An 18,886-nucleotide genomic window follows, 5' to 3' on the forward strand; every position below is an offset into this window, starting at 1 on the left:
CGAATCAATAACTTGATCTGGAATAATTTACATTTTGGTATATATTATTTTTGAATATTTATGCAGGCTATGGATTATGTCTCTGAGCCAGAGACCAGCGATCTTAATTCTAATCCTTCTATTTCTTGAAGTGATTTACCTGCTATACCTTGTAAATCTCCATACATACCTATAGTCGCACTTGTAACTCTTTCAATTTGCTCACTGCGTTTAGCCCATTGTTTCATAATAACTTTACGTTCCTTTTCTAAATCAGCTTGCATTGATGAAAAAGCATCAACTATAGCTTCTACCCTCTGTCTAAATCGAGGACCAGTTAGATAATCATAGACCATTTCCATTTTTGTTTGCTGACCTGTAGCAGAGTTCCGCGCTAAAGATACTTCAAGGAGTGTTTGACGGAGTACCATTGCCACAGGAAATGCTGCTTTTGGATGAGTGACCCATACGCCATTTATTAATTCAAAAGTATCTATACCTTGTGGGAGAGATTGACTGACTATAACAGCGATTTCCGCTTTAGCTGCTCTTTGATCATCTTTTAATTTTGAGATCCAGCCATCACTCCAATTTTTAGTGCGCTTCGACTCCCATAGAATCATGCCACAAATTTGCCCAGTTGAGTTTTTAACTTGTTGTATAACATCTCCGCCAAATTCACCTTTAGGTACTGGTTCGATTGAATCGAAAGGAAATTTTGTTTGTAGCAAAGATTCAATAGCAAGCTCTTGAGCTTCTCCTTGAAGTTGTTGTGATCCTTGCTCTGCTTTTCTTTTTAAATCTTCTATTTGCTTCTGCATAGATGAAATTGTTTGTTCTTTCTCTCTAATTTTTAGATTCAGCGATTCTTCTATTTCTTGTCTTGCCATTGATCTAGCTTGATCAACGCCTTCACTAATACGTTTTTCAATAGTAAGTTCCATTTCTCTTTTAGCGTCATTTAATTCACGTTGTTTTTTAATAAAGTCGGCTTCAGCTTTTTGGGCTATAGTTAATTTTTCATCACGGGACTTAAGGATTTCTTGTAAATCAAGAATATTTTTAGATTTCTTATCTAACTCTGTTTCGAAGGCAATTTTAGCTTTTCTTGCTTCTTCTTTCGATATCGTAGTACGTTCAATCTTTAGTTGCTCTTGAACTTGCTTTGAAATTTGCTCATCAATTTTTTGTTGTTTCTCTTTTAGCTCTGATTCTTTTAGTCGAATAGCATTTTCTTTGTCATTGATTTCTTTATCTTTAAGTCTTATTTTTTCTTCAAATTGTTTCTTAGTTGACTCTATTAAAGGGGCGGCTAAAGATTCAGTCAATTTGATCTCAGTTTTGCAGGAGGGGCAAATGATTGTAGGCTCTGACATTGTATAATTCCTTTTATTGGACTTATCTAATTATAGTTAGTATTAATGCCTTGCTCAAAGGTTAACTAGAAATCTCATACATGGTAATTAAGTGACAATTTTTACAAAAAACCGTTAATAGTGGTATGCTACACATAATACGGCTCGTTCCTCTACATCGAAAAATGCACGAGCGGGTTTTCTTTTCTATAAACCTTCAGAAAAATTTCGCACTATAGTCAACTTTCTCGCATCTTTAGAGCAGAAATCTTGATAATATTTTGTGGTTTAGAGAGTTATTTTTGTGTACAGTCAACCCAACTTTTTTGACCTAACCAACTAGCAGGATAAGGCCAATAAGCTCCTGATCGATTAACTTTTGTTAACTGATTTTGCAATCCATCGATGATCTGTGCAAAAAGCCGCTCATCAGGATCAATTTGCTGAAATTGTTTCCAAGCTTCAGATTTATAACTAGGTAAGGGGTAAAGTTGCCAGAACTGTTCGAATCTTTCATATTGATCTTTTAAGTTTCTGCTGATCTTAGTTTTGAAGGCTAGTTTTCCGGTTTTCATTAATTTCAGATTTTCTGGTGGTGCTGACTGATTTTGTTCTGCTTGGGTTGGTGGGCTATTCTTAGGCTGAGATTCGCTCTCAATCTCTACAGGCTCATATGGATTAGCCAGAAGACATTTCACAATGAGATTTTTGGTTGTTGAGCGAATTTCTATAACGCCTTGACGTGCCAGAGATTTAATTACACATTTCATTTGTTGGTGACTAGGGCAGCCTGTTTTTACGCCCTTGATGGGGGCGACATAAAGTGTTTCTCTCAGTGACTGGTAACTGATCTTGCGTTTGATGCCGACCATGAAGGTCTTTCTGTCCATGTAGGGACGGATGCCCATGAGATAGACCACTCTTTGTATGAGAGGGATTTCTCTGAGTGCGTCCAGTTCGTAGGTGGTGACGAATAAGAAATCCATTTTTTACTCCTGTTTAAACCCTGTATTTTTATTTCGATTGATATCAAACGCTATCAATCGATGACATTTAGATAACCAAGATGCATTAAACTTGATTCATTCTAGGAAATTGGTTGAGCGTGTCAATAGGGGAAATAGGTTTGATAGCAAATGATATTAAATGAACCTTATATTTTTTTACTGAGAAGTTTTTGCATTGGTAATTGGTTATTTTTGTTCAAAATTGTTTAAAAATTTTTTCCTCGCGCGCGTAAACACATAAAAAACAGATTTTGGAGTTATGAGGTGGGTCGGCCTAGAGAGTTTTGCTTTGTCGGTTTTTTAGATTCGACAGGCTTTTTCTCCTTGCTAGAACTGAATCTTCTTAGGTCGGGTTTGTGCCGGGTTGATGTGTCGGGTTAAGGTCGGCCTTGTTTTGGACGGATTTAGGCTCATTGATTTGGGGAGTTAAAAAATTGTGGTGAAAGTTTAGTTTAATGGTCATCTATTGATGATGTTTATTTAAATCGGAGTGTTTGTCAAAGGTTTTTTCTACCTGTTATTGATTGAATATATATGAAGTTATTTTCAAACTGTGACAAAGTGAAGTCCCTCCTTTAAAAATCACATGAGGAGATAGGTCTTTATTAGAGAAAATATGATCTAGAGTCCAGCATACCCAAAAATCCTTCTCAATTATAATTGGGTTCTTAATTGTTGTGGAACGAGCGGTGGCTTCTTCAAAAGCTTGTTGGCGCTCTTTAGGGCTAAATTCCAATAGATCTTGCATTATCATTTTCCTATGATTTTTAAAACAACGTAAATCATCCAGTCTGGTAACTGATTCAATATTTTTTTAAGTTGGGCTTTGTCTCTTTGAGACAATATTTTTTTACTTTTTTGCACCATATCTTCAGTAATATGATTCTTTCCAATATGGTTTAATGCATTAAGCACCTTAATCACATTGGGATTTAAAGGCATATTATTCATTAATTTTGAATGACTAAATTTTATTGGATAGTTCGCAATAGTTTTTTGTCGAGAGACCCCAGAAACAATATAAGACGGCGTTGCCGATACTTGATTATCAAAGCCAAGCTGATTAGCTAATTGAGCACCGCCGGGTTGAATAGTATCACCTTTTTTTGATGCAATTGCTCTCGCTATTGCATCTGGATTTGCTGATAAAGTTCCGAGTTTTGAATGTTTGACAGGAAAATCATATATCCCATGCCCAATTTTCCTAATAATACCTTTTTCAACTAGCCTGAGTAAGGTCACACCTACTGTATTTCGAGGCGCAATATCAAGAAAATCTTTGGGCGTAAAAACCCAACCGCGTTGTTTCGCTCTGATTCGTCTTAAAATACTGTCACTCGTTGATTTCATGATTAATCCATGTAATAAATTTTATATCAAAAACATTACATAAAATTATTTGTTTTATTATATATCTACATGATATATAACATATATTTTTATTTTATATAAAAAAGTGCTTTTTAATATTATAGCATGCACGAAACAAACAACAATGTTTTAGGTGATAAGTTTTCAATTTGAATAAAATTAGAGGCAAAACGATAAAGAACGTACTTTGGTGACAAAATGTCACCGGCTCTTCTTTTAAGGATGACTTTTATTCTTTATGCCAATTATAAGGTATACTTAACCAGCTTCCAACCGGCTGATATTTATGATTAACCAACATTCTTCTACGGCAGAAAAGATCGCATTATTTCAATCTTTATTTCGAGGTCGCTCTGATGTTTATCCTCGCCGGTTTCAAAATAGAAAAACACATAAATCTGGATATGCACCTGCTTGTAAAAATGAATGGGTTAGAAATGTCTGCCAAAAACCACGTATCAAGTGCATGGATTGCCAACATCGACAATTTCTTCCTATAGACGATGAAGTTGTCTATTGGCATTTACAAGGATATGACAATAAAGGTCAAGATTTTGTGATGGGTGTTTATCCTATGTTATTGGATGAAACCTGTTATTTTCTTGCGGCTGATTTTGACAAGGCAACCTGGGAGCATGATGCTGTTGCTTTTTTGAAAACCTGTCATCAAAAAAACTTGCCAGCAGTACTTGAGCGTTCTCGTTCTGGTAATGGCGCACATGTTTGGCTGTTTTTTGAGGAATCAATTCCCGCAGCACTAGCAAGAAAATTAGGTGCTTCAATTTTAACAGAGGCCATGGAGTCTAATCCTGAAGTTGGCTTGGATTCATACGATCGATTTTTTCCCAATCAAGATACTCTACCCCGAGGTGGTTTTGGCAACCTAATTGCCTTGCCTCTACAAAAAGCAGCACGCCATACCGGTAATAGTGTATTTATTGATGAACAATTACAAATTATTGAAGATCAGTGGGCTTATCTTGCAGGTATTAAGAAAATAACTCGTTTTGAAATAGAACAATTAGTAAATGAGGCAGAGGCTAAAGGACGTGTTGTTGGTATCCGATTAGAAATTACTGAAGAAGAAAATAGAACGCCTTGGAAACCACCAGTACCATTGCCAATCATTGATACATTACCAAAAAAGATACACTTGGTCATCAGTAATGAGATTTTTATTGAAAAGGAATCATTGCCATCGCCGTTATTAAATAGACTGATTCGTATTGCTGCCTTTCAAAATCCTGATTTCTATAAAGCTCAAGCTATGCGATTACCAGTCTATGAAAAGCCTCGTATCATTGGGTGTGCTCGTGATTACTCGCACCATATTGGGCTTCCTCGGGGATGTTTTGATGATATTACGAAATTGCTGCGTGAGCTAAAAATTAAATACACCATCCAAGAGGAATTGTTTGCGGGGGAGCCAATAGATATTCAATTTTGTGGCGAGCTTAGACCTGAACAACAAATTACCGTGGATGCGTTAATCCAATCAGATATCGGTGTACTTTCTGCAACGACGGCATTCGGTAAAACAGTTGTTGCTGCCTGGATGATTGCCAAGAGAAAAACTAACACCTTAATAGTAGTTCATACGAAACAACTGCAAGATCAATGGGTAGAGCGATTACAAACCTTTCTTGGGCTTCCTGCTAAAAAAATTGGCCGCTTTGGTGGGGGGCGAAAGAAAATTACAGGATTTATTGATATTGCCCTAATTCAAAGTCTCACCAAGCATACTGACATTGAGAGTATGATTTCTCAATATGGTTATGTCATTGTCGATGAATGCCACCATATCCCGTCAGTAAGTTTTGACGATATAATTCGACAAGTCAAAGCTAAATTTATTACAGGATTATCAGCCACGCTTGTTCGTAAAGATGGTCGTCATCCTATTATTATGATGCGCTGTGGTCCTATTCTTCATCGAGTAGATGCTAAAGCGCAAGCCATTGTTAGACCTTTTGAACATTATGTTTTTGTGCGTCCAACAAGTTTTCGTCCTTACAAGCAAATCCATGAAAACTTGCGCATTCAATTTCAAGATTTATATGAAGAATTAATGCATGATGATTATCGCAACCAAATGATTTGTAATGATGTGATTCATGCTGTAAAAAAAAGGGCGTTCGCCTATTATTTTAACGGAACGAAATGAACATCTTGATATACTTCATCAACAATTAAGCTCAGAAGTTCAACATTTAATTGTGCTTAAAGGCGGTCTAAATGTTAAAGAAATGAAACAAGCTGTTTCGAAGTTAACTTCTATTCCATTAAACGAAGAACGTGTTGTGCTTGCAACGGGACGATTTGTTGGTGAAGGATTCGATGATGCGCGATTAGATACTTTGTTTTTGACATTACCTATTTCCTGGAAAGGAACGATTGCACAATATGTTGGTCGCCTACATCGATTGCATGATACAAAAAAAGAAGTCCATGTATATGATTATGCTGATTTCGCCGTGCCTATGTTAGAGCGTATGTTCCAACGAAGATCCAGTGCTTATGAATCTGTTGGCTATAAAATAATACAACCTGCAAGTGCTTATCCAGGATGGCCATCGGACGTTGTTTTACCTGTTGAACCCCTTTGGAAAAATGATTATGGCAGTACCATTAGACGTTTGGTTTCAGATGGTATTGATAATTCATTAGCGCAATTATTCTCGGATGTTGCGATGTTGGAGTCTGATCAAATTGATCGCGCTCGTAGCCTCATTGAGGCTTTCTTGTTTTGTCGTTTGGAAACATTACCGGAAACTAAAGGGCAATTTCAATTAAATCATGTGCTAACTATCCCATTTGACGGACTAGGTGGGATGGAAGTGGATCTGATTTGTCTTGATGCATGGGTTGCAATTGAAATTGATGGAATTCAGCACCTTTCATCCAAAGAAGCTTACCGTACTGACAGGCGTAAGGATTTGTTATTGCAAGAGAATGGTTACATGGTTTTGCGTTTTCTTGCCGAAGATGTTAGTAAACGACTTGATGTGGTGCTTGATACGATTCTTCGTGTGCTCCATAGGAACCATAAGCCGATGTTATTATCAGTATTATAAATATCTTTTATTCCTAAATTTCATTTTTTTTAATTTATATAACATATTGATTTACAAATATTAAATTTGATTTTATTCGTAATTTATTCGTAATTTATTCGTAATTTATTCGTGATTTATTCTTTTTTATTCCCGATTTATCTTGCAGCTCCCACACAGGTGATCTACGGGAACCGACATTTTGGATAATGCCTTTATCACGCATGGAACTGAGAAGATTGCCAATTTTGTGTTGCTTTTGTGTAGGAGTGAGAGCATCACTAAGTTTAGGTAGGAGGAGTATATCAAGAGCATTTCGAGTAGCAGAAGAAAATTTTTCAATATAGTCCATAATTAATTTTTGGTAATGAGCGTTATCTTGACCACGATTATGAATATAATCTGCTTGAGTTGCTGTTACAACTGCAATAGATGCAGAAACGTGAAAATTAGGTTTACGACCCTCTATTAAATGTTTTTGTCTCAGATTTTTAATCATTTCTTCAGTTAAGGGTAAATGTTTTTGAACTCGATCCAAACCTACAATTTCATTCAGCGTTAACTCAGTTTTTTGTATCAACATTCTTGTATAAGATAAATCAACAATTCGGCCATAAATAATAATTTTCACTGTATTGGGTTCACTCAGATCATAATCAGGCAGAGGAAAATAACGTCTAGCTTGTCCACTATACATTTCATGAATGCCATATCCCATTGTATCAATCATGCCAATTTCAACCATGGCTTGGGCTAGCCAAGGGTTACGATAGCTCTGCGGTGTTTTATGTCCAGCTATATAATCTTCTGGTTTACCTTCATAAAATGTTCCAGTGTTTTCAAGTATTAATTTATCTAGTTGCTCTATAACAATGATTCTGGCATTTCTCGAGTAGTCTTGATGAGCAATGCAGTTATGTAAGGCTTCTAAAACAATTTTTTGATCGTATTTCGCAAGCTCGATGGCCACCAGCTCATTTTCGGGTAAGATGCGTAACTGTATATTGCGGATTTTTTGATAGAGTGCGCTGGTTGTAAGAATAAAAGGTAATCCAAAATGCTCATAAGCTCGCTCCTCGCCCTCTAACTTCCAAGTCATTTGTGCTGGATATGGCGAAAGATAATAGGAAGATTCTGATTTACCCAATAATAATAAAGTCGCTCTTGTGATCTGTCCATTAATTGTTAGTTTTGCTCGATCAAGAAAGACTGCATCTGTCCAGTTCATTACTTCATCAAGTTTAAAACGATTGGCATGTTTTTGTGCAAACAAATCTTTTGCCTTTTTTATAGCAACTGGATCAAGATCTTTAATAGTGACATCTGGAACCACGTGAGCTGTCCAATCTAACCCAAGCACTTGTCGGCGTATCCGCTCGAATTTTTCAGTTCCCAAAGCAGTCAAACTTTCTCCTGCGCGTGCATAATAATGTCCTTGCCAGGCAATTGGTATTCCACGTGGAGCTGCAGGAATTTCAAACATAACGACCCGACCATTAGGTGTATCCAATTCATGAATATTAATAAACGAAATAGACGGATCTGTGCCTTGAGAAATTTGATGTTTCAAACTATTTAAGCCATCCCTCTCTTGACGATAAGTGCTTCCGACTATCTCATGGGAATGATTATCAACACCAAATATTAGCCAGGCTTTTTCTGCTTGATGCAGGTTAGCTTCATTTGCCAAAGCAGAGAAATACTTACCAATATCAGATGTTGAATATGAGTGATTAGCCTGTTTGAATTCAACTAATTCATATTCCCAATCTTTTATTAATTGGTTTAATAAAGTTTCTAAACTGTGCTGCATGATTGCTTTTCCTAGTAAATTTTGCACTGCTTTTTTAAGCTATTTTCGATTCGATTATTACCACATTATCCTGTTACATATTTTCAATAAGCTCTGACCAGGCATTTAAAGCCTCCTTTCGCTGAGGCAGCATTTCATTTTTATTGTAAGTAGCCATGATCTTAGGCATCTTGTGTCCTAAACATTTCTCAATCACTACCGGATCAACATGCAAAGCCTCACCAAGCTGAGTTGCAAAGGTTCGTCTTAAATCATGCGCTGTCCAGTGGGGGATGCCTACTCGTGATTGTATTCTGATTACGGCTCTTGGCATAGCTCGGTCGGATAAAATACTTTGGCCATCTGCGCCTGTAATGACGTATTCTGAATCGCTGTGTGCTTTGAGTTCTCGCAATACTTTTTTGGTCATTTCTGTTAGGTGAATTCTCATGACAATGTTGGTTTTGGTGTTCTCGGAAGGAATAGTCCATAAAGAGTTTTCAAAGTCGAATTCTGACCATTTGGCTACTCGGATTTCTCCTGTTCTCACCCCTGTAAGTAGGATAACTTTTAGGGCTGCTCGGATCTGGAAAGAGGTTCCGTGTTCTTCACTGTCGAGAAATTGCCATAGGGTTTTTACTTCATCGAGAGTTAAATAGCGTTCTCTGGGTTTTTCTATGCCGCCTATGTCTCTGGCTCGTATGGTCATGGCAGGATTTAGCACCATTTCGCCTCGGCTTACTGCATAGTTGAATGCTTGTTTTAGCGTGCTTAAGACTTTATTGGCATGAACAGGTGAGCCACGTCCTACAATTTTATCGAGGGCTTGAGTTATCTCTCGAGTTTTTAAGTTTTCCAGTTTCTTATTGCCCAATAGAGGGATGATATCTATTTTGATGTGTTGCCAGATTTGCAGCGGTTGGGTGCGGTGTTTTTCAATGTAGTTGGTATACCAGTGGAGTATCAGATTTTTTACTGTGCTTTGTTCTTTCTGTTTTTGTTCAGCAATCTGTTCTTTGGGATTTACCTCGCCATGGCGTATGTCGCTTAAATCGATAAAACGTTTCTTGGCTTCCGATAAACTCATAGCAGGGTAGTGACCTATGGTTATGAAATGCCTTTGGCCGTTGATTCTGTAACGATAAAGAAATGTTTTTAGCCCTTTGGGGGTGACTCGAATACCAAAACCGCCATCTCTGAATTCTTCGTAGCGAGAAGATCTTGGTTTTAGCGATCGAATATAGGCGTCTGTAAATTGTCTTTCCATCATTGCACCTTGCAAAAAATTAGGTGTACTTCTAGGTGTACTTTCGTGAGTTCTCACATGAAGTCGTTTGATATTTTTTGAAGTATAACAGATAGTAAAAATTGTTAAATAACAATAAGTTAATGATGTTTTTTGATATCAATTGAAACCATTTGAAAACGGTCTTTTTAAGAATTGGGTGCTAGTGGTCGAAGGTTCAAATCCTTCCGTCCCGACCATCAACAGGGGGGTCTTTACATAATATCTAAGCAATTACAGATGGCCTCAATTTAAAATCTCCTGCTGTTTATATTTTAGAATTGTCGGATATTCAAAATTGCAATCAGCTTTCATATTTAATATTATCATGCTACAAAAGTAATATAAGGATATGTATCACATGAAGCTTACAGAATCTCAAAAACTAGCATTAATAAATTTAAACCAAGAATTTAAACATATTATAAAACAGCAGCAACAAGAGCCTGGTAGTTTTGATAATCATGTAAATTGCTTAAAAGATCTTGAAAAAATACTAGGGCGTTTGACGAATTTAATGTCACCCTATATTTCATTGCAAATAAATCAAGGAGAGAAATTACTGCATGCTAAATGGAATATATTTAAGCAAGTAAAGATAAAACATAATTTGGGAGAATATAAAAAGATAATAAAGGAAATTAATTCTCTAGTTCTTGATGACGATTTAAAAAAGCAAATGAAATTAGCATTTGAAGGTAAACCAGTTACAGGATTCGATGTACATATAGACGATAAGGAACAAACAACGAGGAATTACCGAGGAACATTTTTTGAACATAGTCATTTAGTGACTTATAAGATTAATTTTTTCGATGGTACAGAACTGACATGGCATTCCTTAGAAGATGAAAAAGAAATGAAAAAAGCTCGACAAATATTTGAGGAAAAGGTACCTCAGCCTAAAAAAGAAATTACATATGAATTAACCAATACGTTAATAAAAGACATGCAGGTTAAAGAAGCTACAGAGGGAGAAGAAAATCTTATGATAAACACAGATAATGACTCTAATTATAGATGCGTATTTATGTAAAATTGGGTATTGTATTAATGATTTAAATCCATCCTTTTTTTAAGTAGCGTAGCAACTGTCTTGAACTGGGAATCAAGACATAACTATGTGGCTACTACTTTGATGGGCCCTAAAACACGACCAATAATAATTGTTGATTGGTCTCCAGTATCAGACGATTTTAAGCATTACTTTCTACGAGCATCAGTTACCGGAATAGGTCGTTCAATGACTATCTATGAGGAGGTTCATCTTCAGAAGCATTATGCAAATAATACCATTCATACCCATTTTTTAAGAAAATTACGCTCCATTCTTCCTTAGAAGTGTCATCCTATTGTTGTTACAGATGCAGGTTTTAGAAACACATGGTTTAGGCTGATTACTAAATTAGGATGGGATTTTATCGGGAGGGTAAGTTTTCAGACGTTGATAAAAATAGGTGATGAAGATGGGGTCTATGTGAAATGCTTATATCCGAATGCGACAACAACACCTAAATACCTAAGTCGAGCGACCATTGCCAGAGCAAATCTACTTGATGCAGACCTTTATATCTATAAGGAACGTAGTAAAGGCCACATAAAAAAGACGCTTCAAGGCGTAAAGTGTCAATCAGGCAATAGTAAGAAATATGCTAAAGGAGCTAAGGAGCCATGGATAATTATTACGTCTCTTCCAAAAGGCTTAAATACTGCTAAAAAGATAATCAAAATATATAAATTACGCATGCAGATCGAAGGCGCTTTTAAAGATATAAAAAATAAACGTTATGGATTTTGTCTTCAGGCAAATACGGTTCGTACTATTCCTGTATTAAGTATCATGTTCATTGGGCTTCATATTCTAAAGCATTTAGCTCTTTATAAAGTGAGTAAAAAACAACTGATACAAGCTTTTTCTTATATCAGTAATTATGTCTTGGATTGGGGAAATTATGATTGTGTAAAATCATGACGGGATCGTTCAGAATCTGATCCCTTAGTTCATCGCTCATGCATTAGTCCGTTAAAGTTCATTAAAATTAAAGTAAATTGTAAATACAATTATCAATTGTAGTAATACTGCTGTTGTGTAACATTATATTCCTCTTCTTCATCGCTGTAATACGATTGCATTTCTGTACGCTGGTTATGTCCATTCTTTTCTCTGTAATAAGCACTTTCCAGCAAACGAAATTGCTCACGCTCAACTTCTAATCTTGTTTGGTCGCTCTGAGATTGTCCACGGCGTTCATTAATTTTGTCATTTTTTGTAGATGCGTATAAAGTCATTTGACTTAACATATTTCGAGTGCTATCTGGGCAAGTCTCTGCTTCTTGTTGCAATTCAAATTTAGCTTTTAGAAACAACTTCTTCCATTCTACTAGGGCTTCTTTCATAAGTGGTATGCGATCGATAGCATCTAATTTTGATAGGGTACTGATAATTTCAGTGGCTTTTAGATGTGACAAAGAACCTAACTTCCAAATCCCGGCATGCAAAGCTGTATCATGGCTTAAAGCTAATAGATACAAAAGATCAACCCCATTATACTTGTTCAACGAAGTTAACTTATGATGCGCTATGAAATCTATAAAATCTTGACCTAAGAGTATGTTTTCTCTCGTAGTTAAAAGAGACAACTTATATTGCGGAGAAAAAATAATATCAGCAACAGCTTGATAATGAGCAGTTTTTTCCGGTGATTTTAAATCAATGGGAAATGAGTGAGAAGTTAATTCATCAATAGAATTTGTCAAATGAAGCTGGACATTTGTTTTATTATAGAAATAACGCATATATTTTCCTTTTTAAAAAGTTAGAGTGAAATTTAAGATTAATACCTAATTTGCCCAATAATTTTAATTTATAATCATTTAGAATAAAAATAAAACATTTGTATATATGTTATATAATATTTTTATATTCTTGATGTATGATCTATGATTAAGCACATGCCAATTTTTCAAAAAATATTTCAGCAAGGTACCCTTGGCCCAACAACTCCTTGATTCGAAATAATAATTGATTCATAAACGTAGATAATGGAAATGAATGTGGTCAAAATTTATGCAATATTGTAGAGTTGTGTTGCCAGGAGCGACCTACTTTTTTAGGGTTAATCTTGTTAATAGAACAAATGGAATTTTAATCAAAGAAATCGACTCGTTGATTTATTATTTAATAAGTTAATCAGATACATCAGATTATTTGCTCGAGTAAACTTTACTTCTTAGCATTTTCAAACGACTTCAATTTCAACAGGAGCAATGCCTTTTATACCGAGTTTTTTTGCGGCAGCAAAGGATAAATCAATTAGCCTGTTTGATAAAAAAGGACCTCTATCGTTAATTCGAACCACAACCGATCGGCCATTATTCATGTTTTTGACACGTACTCGTGTAGCAATTGGGAGCGTTGGATGAGCAGCTGTCATCGCATACATGTTGTAGCGCTCTCCGGTCGATGTTTTTTGGTGACGAGCGTGTGACCCATACCAGGAAGCAATTCCTTTTGCTTTGTAGTGTTTGGCAGACTTCATCACATGATAGGTTTTCCCTCTGACCACATAGTGATCCGGACCATGAGATTGCTTATGCGTACAAGCAACCAGTAGTATGGGGAGTAAACCTATAATGAGTCGTTTAATGGTCAACAAAATCGAATAATAATTCATAAAGTTATCTTCTACTTCCGCTACAGATTATAAATATAAGTTTTAAATGTTACTGAGATGACCTTTATAAAAAACTTAATTTTAAATACACGTAATTAATAGATTACGAGAAACAAAGATATTTCTTGCAAAGAAAATCGTCAATAGGTCACACATTTTTATCATTTGCTTTCATTGATTATACATTTTTTGGATGAATATGTACCAACAAATTTTGCGGTATAACCTCTTGTCCTATCACAACAAGGATACCTCTATACCCCAGGGGTTTTCATGTGGAGGTAGCAAGAGCGGGTCGAGCCAGGGCAGGCCCAACCTACTTTTTCTGGATTACCCAGGGAAGCCAATCACTAAGCAAACTCCGATTTGCCTGAAAATTCTGATTGACGATATTTTGGATTGACTTTCACATGCCAGAGCGGCAGCATCAAAAATAATGGAATCAAGCAGCAAATAAATAATGTGAGGAAGAAATTATCCCAGCCGTAATTTTTGATAATTGCGCCCAAAGGAGCGCCGGCCAGAACAGCCCCTAAACAATAGGCAAAAAATCCGGCAAAGCCAGTTGCAGTTGCCGCTGCTTTTTTATGTGCTAATTCCGCACAAGCCATACCAATCATCATTTGTGGTCCAAAGATAAAAAAACCAAAGAAAAAAAGAAACAAAGAATCAAGGAATGGTGTATATGCCCTGGTCAACGTAAACAGCAACAAAGTGGCAAATACTCCTGCAGTAAAAAGAACATTGATTGGGTTGCGTTTACCTTGAAATATTTTATCAGAAGACCAGCCGGCAACCAGATTTCCAAAAAAACCGCCAACCTCAAACCATATGACACAACTGCCTGCTGTGATTAAGGAATACTCCTTCACTTCCGTTAAATACAACATGCTCCAATCATTAATGGCCGTTCGGACAATGTAAATAAACAAATAAGAAATGGACAATATCCAAATATATTGGTTGCACAACACATAATTCCAAAGAATTTCTTTGACTGAGAGTTCTGTTTTCTCCTGGTGGTGATTTGCAGAACCAGAAAAATCTTCATGATATTGCTCTATCTGGGGTAAACCAAGTGATTGTGGAGTATCTCTTAAACGATTGATTAAAAAAATACCTCCAAAAATGCAGATGATCCCAGGCACAAACATGGCTGAACGCCAGCCAAAATATTGCGCGCACACAGCAACAATCAAAGGAATTAATGCACCACCAACGTTATGTGATGTATTCCAAAGACTCCACCAACGGCCACGCTCCGATTGGGAGTACCAATGTGTTAATAATTTAGTGCATCCTGGCCAGCCCCACCCTTGAAACCAACCATTCAATCCCCAAAAAATAGCGAATAACCACCAGGTGGAAGACAATCCAAACAAAATATTAAAAACACCTGTCAAAATCAGCCCGATCGCCATTAAATAACGAGGATTAGATTTATCACCTAGAATTCCGCTCAAAAATTTGCTGATACCATAACTTAAACTCAAAATGCTGGCGATCATTCCCAGTTCAGTTTTAGTCATCCCCAAGGTGCTTTGTAACGCAGGCATCACGAAGGTAAAACTCTTTCGCGTAAAATAAAACAACGCATAGCCTATATACATTGCATAAAAGGTGCGAATACGCCAATAACGATATTGCCGTTTAATAACGGCTTTATCCTGAATTTCATCAAGATAAGGAGCAGGTTTTAGAAAACTCAATAATGCCATGATTGTCCATGATCATGAAAAAAACATGATTAGAATGTAACTCGCAAAGTATGTCAAATCTTTCTAGTGAAAATATAACAGGATCATAACTATTGATGATTGAAATAAAAATTTAATGGAATTCTTGTGAATTTATAAATAAGCTACGCAGTTTGTATTAAAAAAGGATTTATTGTAATGAAAGAAATAGTTAGTTTATTAGAAGAAGATCAAATCGATTTTGCTAATCATAAACGTCGCGAAGTGTTAATGGTTTTAAGAAGAAAATTTCGTACTCAAAAAGATTGGATTATTACCTCTTTCAACCAATATCAATTTACTAAAGAAGAATCGCAAAAAGTTCAACAAGCCATTCTAAACGGGGATCTTCGAATAACAGATCTTCTTAATCGTCCTTTTTCTCACTATTTTTGGAGTTTCCTTACCTTTAAGTGGGGAGAGATACTTTCGGGTGGAAAAAGATTGTCTAAACAGGAAGTCTTACAGATTGCTATCTGCTCTAGCAATGGCCAGGAATTTGCGAGAACACCAACTCAAAATAGAAACAGGCTGATAAAAGGAGTGCCATTGGTCATTGGCAAAGTCGTTACCTCCATGGCGCTGTGTATGGTATTTTGCCTGGGATTATTAAGTACTTTAGGAGCGCCTTTTGGCTTTAGCCTTGGCTTGGCGATAGTACTTTCCTTATGTAATGGAATAGTTTGCTTATTAAGCCGCGGGAAAGCCATGCTTGATAGTGCCGGCTTTCAGCCTCAAAAACAAAAAACGTTTAAGATCCTTGAAGAAAATATAAAAGAAAAAACGATATTCGATAGAGGCCAGAAATTATTTTTTGGTGTCGTGACCTTGTTGGCGTGCATTTCTGCAGGCATTTCTGGATATGCTGGCCTCGTAGGACTTCTCACGTTTTTGGGGGCAGGCATGCTAATCTCTAACCCTCTGGTTTTGATACTTACAATTGGGTTGTCTGTGGTTGCAGCTGTGTCTTTTTATTCGTTTCAAGCTATAGGCATACGTGAAAATTATACAAAATTTAAAAATCTTTTTATTGAAGATTACCAAAAACCCTATGGTCTTTTACGATGCGTTTTATTAGGAATGGTAAGTACGGTCTTTTTGGCTGTTTATGCGACGCTAACGTGGTTTACAACGGTCTCAGGGGTTAATAAGCTTTTCAATGCTTTAGGTGCGACTCCTGATACTCTTTTAGCACATTTTATTGCCATGATATGTACTTCAACAACGATGGTTGTCAATACTTTTTCACAAGTATATAAAGTCTTTAACCCGAAAACGTATGTCGATCTAAAAGAAAAATTTGAATTAATATATCAACCACCGGAAGAAAACCTAACAAGAACGCAAAAGATACAGCATGGAGTTATCAACATGCTCAAATTATTTGCTTTGATAGGTGATTCTCTCGCTTATTCTGTTGCCGGTGGAATCCGAAGTGGGATTCATATTGGTGAAACGCTGGGAGAAACAATAGGGGCAAAATTTGCATTAACCATTACCATGGCAATATTGTCTCCGGTCATTTTAGTATTTGTATCGATAGCTTTTACCTGGCCTACCGTTTTTGATAGAAAAAAATCGACTCAAGATCCTTCGCAGATGGAGATGCCATTGATAGAAAAAATAAGCCGCAGCCATACTTCAGATGCACCCCCAAATAATAATCGATTATCAATATCAGAAGAATCCCCCAAACCTAATAACTCTAAGATTAGGCAAGCTGGGCTAAGATTTTTTGATGCGAGCTTGAGTGATGAGTGTATTCTTGATCCCAATTGTAGCCCTACTGTAGAAAGAGGAACCGTTTTGAAATCCTCCTTGCCATAAACACATATAACAGGGTCAGTCTTTCCTTTTTCTTATTTCATTTTTTGGAAAAAAAATTCCAGTTCATATAAAACTCTATAGGATACATTTAATAATCTCATACTTTGGAAAAAGGAAAGACCTGGCCTTGTTGTCTTATGGGGCCTTTCCCAAGAGAAAATAATCAATCGGTATAATTTCAAAGAGGCTGATCTCAGACCATCCCCCTTGAGTTATTTATTATTTTTAACTGATTAGAAATTGGGACTAATCTCTACTTGTTTTCATGGGGATTGTATTCCAATTTTGGTATTGATTCATAAACTACTTTAGTTATATCTAGACCAGGTCTATTTAAATGTGTTGCATAATAAATGTCCTGATCCAGAGCTTGATTTGTAGCTTTTTCTAATGCATCTAACAGATATTGAAGGGATTTAAGCTTGTTTTCTTTCCATCCGCCACTGCCATTGGAGAAATTTTGCCAAAAGGAAAACTCAATTTTTGGTATTTTTTTATATAAATTACCATCAACCTGCATATATTCAGTGCTTTTATGTTGATATGAACAATCAAAGTCATCATTGGTTTTGATAAGCTTTACGAAACCATTCATTATCTCTTCATCATCGCTCACTACAGTTATGGATAAATTTTCTGTGGTATTGAATATAATCCCCATAGAAATACCAGTTGAGACTTGTTCCACATGAATTCTGATATACTTGTCATTTTTCGATACAAAAGATTTCCTATCAATATCTTTATTGCCCTCTTGAAGTTTCTGTTCAGATTTTTCCCATAATTTATATTCATCTATTGTATTAATAATACGACTTATAAACAGTGGATTGTCTTTAATTGATACGATTGCAGCATTTGCGGCAGGGAAAGATAGTTTTTCTAATTCTCTAAAGTATATTGAACGATAACATTTTCCAGATTCACTATAGTACTCAAAACATTCACGCTCGAAAAATGTATCTGATTTACTCGTTACCTTTCTAAGTAAAAGAGTATCTTCACTGACAAAAGGATTCGGATCCATGTCTTCAGGTAGAAGTAAAATCTTGGTTATTTTCATTTATAAAAATCCTTAGTTATTTCGTTGGTTGAGACTAACATAGCGATATTTTGGTGACAATGTATTTTTTTGTCGCATATCTGCAATGAGGTAGGCTTTTTTATTTCTAATCAATGAGTTGTCGTGCCTTGGCCCATAGCCGTTAAGCTAAGGACTAAAAGCCTCTGGTATAGGGGCTTTCCTTTTGCTGTCTTTATTTGCAAAGCAAAGGAGTTTTTCATAAAAAGTATTAAGGAATTGCGTTAGTCGATAGGTAGAAGTTAAAGTACGTGCTAAATCGATGCGATGAATAATTAATAATTTACAGGCTTTAAAAAAGAAAAGGAGTTGGCATTATGATTTCTAATCGGTTCGCACAATAAAAAAAGCAGCATCATCCCCATAAACTTCCCATAAGTTTCAATCACAACGCGAGATGATTGGGTGGTTCGTATCAGGTCAATATGAACTAACGATTTGCTTAGTTTGAAGAGCAGTTCTATTTGCCATCGTAAAGCATAGTTTGATGTGGTTCTTCTTCGGTAACATTAGTTATGAAGCAACTCGGTGTAGTTGTTTAAATCTGTTACAAATCTATGAAGATCAACACATATAGCCTATGATATACATAAGTAGATAATATTTTAATCAAAATGCCTCGAATCCCAAATGCAATAGCGGCTGTCATAGAAGCCGGCTTGGTAAAACTAAATCCTGAACAGAAGAAAATTGTTCAAAACTACTCTGACAAACTCTAGGCGGGTA

At 36.1% G+C, this 18,886-nt stretch carries 16 protein-coding genes; 6 read left to right on the plus strand and 10 right to left on the minus strand.

Going from position 1 to position 18,886, the window contains the following annotated elements; genetic code table 11:
• Positions 1-74: 74 nt before the first annotated feature.
• The 4 genes from OQI99_RS14310 to OQI99_RS14325 form a co-directional block, all read right to left on the minus strand.
• Positions 75-1,355: a DUF2130 domain-containing protein gene (locus OQI99_RS14310; protein WP_061514702.1), complete on the minus strand. Its 1,281-nt coding sequence runs from the start codon at positions 1,353-1,355 to the stop codon at positions 75-77.
• Positions 1,356-1,630: 275 nt separating this feature from the next.
• Positions 1,631-2,320 (minus strand): Vir protein, encoded by a 690-nt coding sequence (locus OQI99_RS14315; RefSeq protein ID WP_265732214.1) that lies wholly within the window; start codon positions 2,318-2,320, stop codon positions 1,631-1,633.
• A 538-nt stretch (positions 2,321-2,858) separates the two neighbouring features.
• Positions 2,859-3,089: a hypothetical protein gene (locus OQI99_RS14320; RefSeq protein ID WP_061513375.1), complete on the minus strand. Its 231-nt coding sequence runs from the start codon at positions 3,087-3,089 to the stop codon at positions 2,859-2,861.
• A gap of 2 nt (positions 3,090-3,091) precedes the next feature.
• Complete coding sequence (locus OQI99_RS14325; RefSeq protein WP_154694781.1) at positions 3,092-3,691, minus strand: DUF6088 family protein; 600 nt, start codon at positions 3,689-3,691, stop codon at positions 3,092-3,094.
• A gap of 307 nt (positions 3,692-3,998) precedes the next feature.
• Here OQI99_RS14325 and OQI99_RS14330 point away from each other — a divergent pair, with 307 nt between their 5' ends.
• Both OQI99_RS14330 and OQI99_RS14335 read left to right on the plus strand, forming a co-directional pair.
• On the plus strand, positions 3,999-5,876 hold the full coding sequence (locus tag OQI99_RS14330; RefSeq protein WP_265732215.1) for a TOTE conflict system archaeo-eukaryotic primase domain-containing protein: 1,878 nt from the start codon (positions 3,999-4,001) through the stop codon (positions 5,874-5,876).
• A gap of 82 nt (positions 5,877-5,958) precedes the next feature.
• The gene (locus OQI99_RS14335) at positions 5,959-6,786 is read left to right on the plus strand and encodes an endonuclease domain-containing protein (protein WP_241495181.1); all 828 of its coding nucleotides are present in this window, start codon (positions 5,959-5,961) and stop codon (positions 6,784-6,786) included.
• Positions 6,787-6,880: 94 nt separating this feature from the next.
• Here OQI99_RS14335 and OQI99_RS14340 read toward each other — a convergent pair whose 3' ends face one another.
• Both OQI99_RS14340 and OQI99_RS14345 read right to left on the minus strand, forming a co-directional pair.
• On the minus strand, positions 6,881-8,605 hold the full coding sequence (locus tag OQI99_RS14340) for an RNA-binding domain-containing protein (RefSeq protein ID WP_265732216.1): 1,725 nt from the start codon (positions 8,603-8,605) through the stop codon (positions 6,881-6,883).
• Positions 8,606-8,651: 46 nt separating this feature from the next.
• Positions 8,652-9,827 (minus strand): tyrosine-type recombinase/integrase, encoded by a 1,176-nt coding sequence (locus OQI99_RS14345; protein WP_265732217.1) that lies wholly within the window; start codon positions 9,825-9,827, stop codon positions 8,652-8,654.
• Between the two features lie 376 nt (positions 9,828-10,203).
• Between OQI99_RS14345 and OQI99_RS14350 the strand changes: the two genes are divergently transcribed.
• Genes OQI99_RS14350 through OQI99_RS14360 form a run of 3 tightly spaced genes read left to right on the plus strand, consistent with a single transcriptional unit; the run spans position 10,204 to position 11,814 of the window.
• Positions 10,204-10,878, plus strand: coding sequence for a hypothetical protein (locus tag OQI99_RS14350; protein WP_061513372.1), 675 nt, complete (start codon positions 10,204-10,206; stop codon positions 10,876-10,878).
• A 60-nt stretch (positions 10,879-10,938) separates the two neighbouring features.
• Positions 10,939-11,181 (plus strand): hypothetical protein, encoded by a 243-nt coding sequence (locus OQI99_RS14355; RefSeq protein WP_241495180.1) that lies wholly within the window; start codon positions 10,939-10,941, stop codon positions 11,179-11,181.
• A gap of 12 nt (positions 11,182-11,193) precedes the next feature.
• On the plus strand, positions 11,194-11,814 hold the full coding sequence (locus OQI99_RS14360) for a transposase (RefSeq protein WP_265732376.1): 621 nt from the start codon (positions 11,194-11,196) through the stop codon (positions 11,812-11,814).
• A gap of 92 nt (positions 11,815-11,906) precedes the next feature.
• Here OQI99_RS14360 and OQI99_RS14365 read toward each other — a convergent pair whose 3' ends face one another.
• The 3 genes from OQI99_RS14365 to pgtP all read right to left on the minus strand — a co-directional run bounded on the left by OQI99_RS14365 (position 11,907) and on the right by pgtP (position 15,234).
• Positions 11,907-12,638, minus strand: a complete 732-nt coding sequence (locus OQI99_RS14365; protein WP_265732218.1) for a hypothetical protein — start codon at positions 12,636-12,638, stop codon at positions 11,907-11,909.
• Positions 12,639-13,081: 443 nt separating this feature from the next.
• Positions 13,082-13,516, minus strand: a complete 435-nt coding sequence (locus OQI99_RS14370) for a septal ring lytic transglycosylase RlpA family protein (RefSeq protein WP_265732219.1) — start codon at positions 13,514-13,516, stop codon at positions 13,082-13,084.
• A 350-nt stretch (positions 13,517-13,866) separates the two neighbouring features.
• Positions 13,867-15,234 carry an MFS transporter gene (pgtP, locus tag OQI99_RS14375; RefSeq protein ID WP_265732220.1) on the minus strand — a complete coding sequence of 456 codons (1,368 nt, stop codon included), beginning with the start codon at positions 15,232-15,234 and terminating at the stop codon, positions 13,867-13,869.
• A 177-nt stretch (positions 15,235-15,411) separates the two neighbouring features.
• On the opposite strand from pgtP, the gene OQI99_RS14380 reads away from it, so the two are divergent.
• A complete protein-coding gene (locus OQI99_RS14380) occupies positions 15,412-17,079 on the plus strand; it encodes a hypothetical protein (protein ID WP_265732221.1) in 1,668 nt (555 codons plus the stop codon).
• A 253-nt stretch (positions 17,080-17,332) separates the two neighbouring features.
• On the opposite strand, the gene OQI99_RS14385 is transcribed toward OQI99_RS14380, so the two are convergent.
• Positions 17,333-18,142: a hypothetical protein gene (locus tag OQI99_RS14385; protein WP_265732222.1), complete on the minus strand. Its 810-nt coding sequence runs from the start codon at positions 18,140-18,142 to the stop codon at positions 17,333-17,335.
• Positions 18,143-18,886 lie beyond the last annotated feature (744 nt).

It is taken from the genome of Legionella sp. PATHC039 (assembly GCF_026191275.1).
GTDB classification, from domain to species: Bacteria; Pseudomonadota; Gammaproteobacteria; order Legionellales; family Legionellaceae; genus Legionella; species Legionella pneumophila.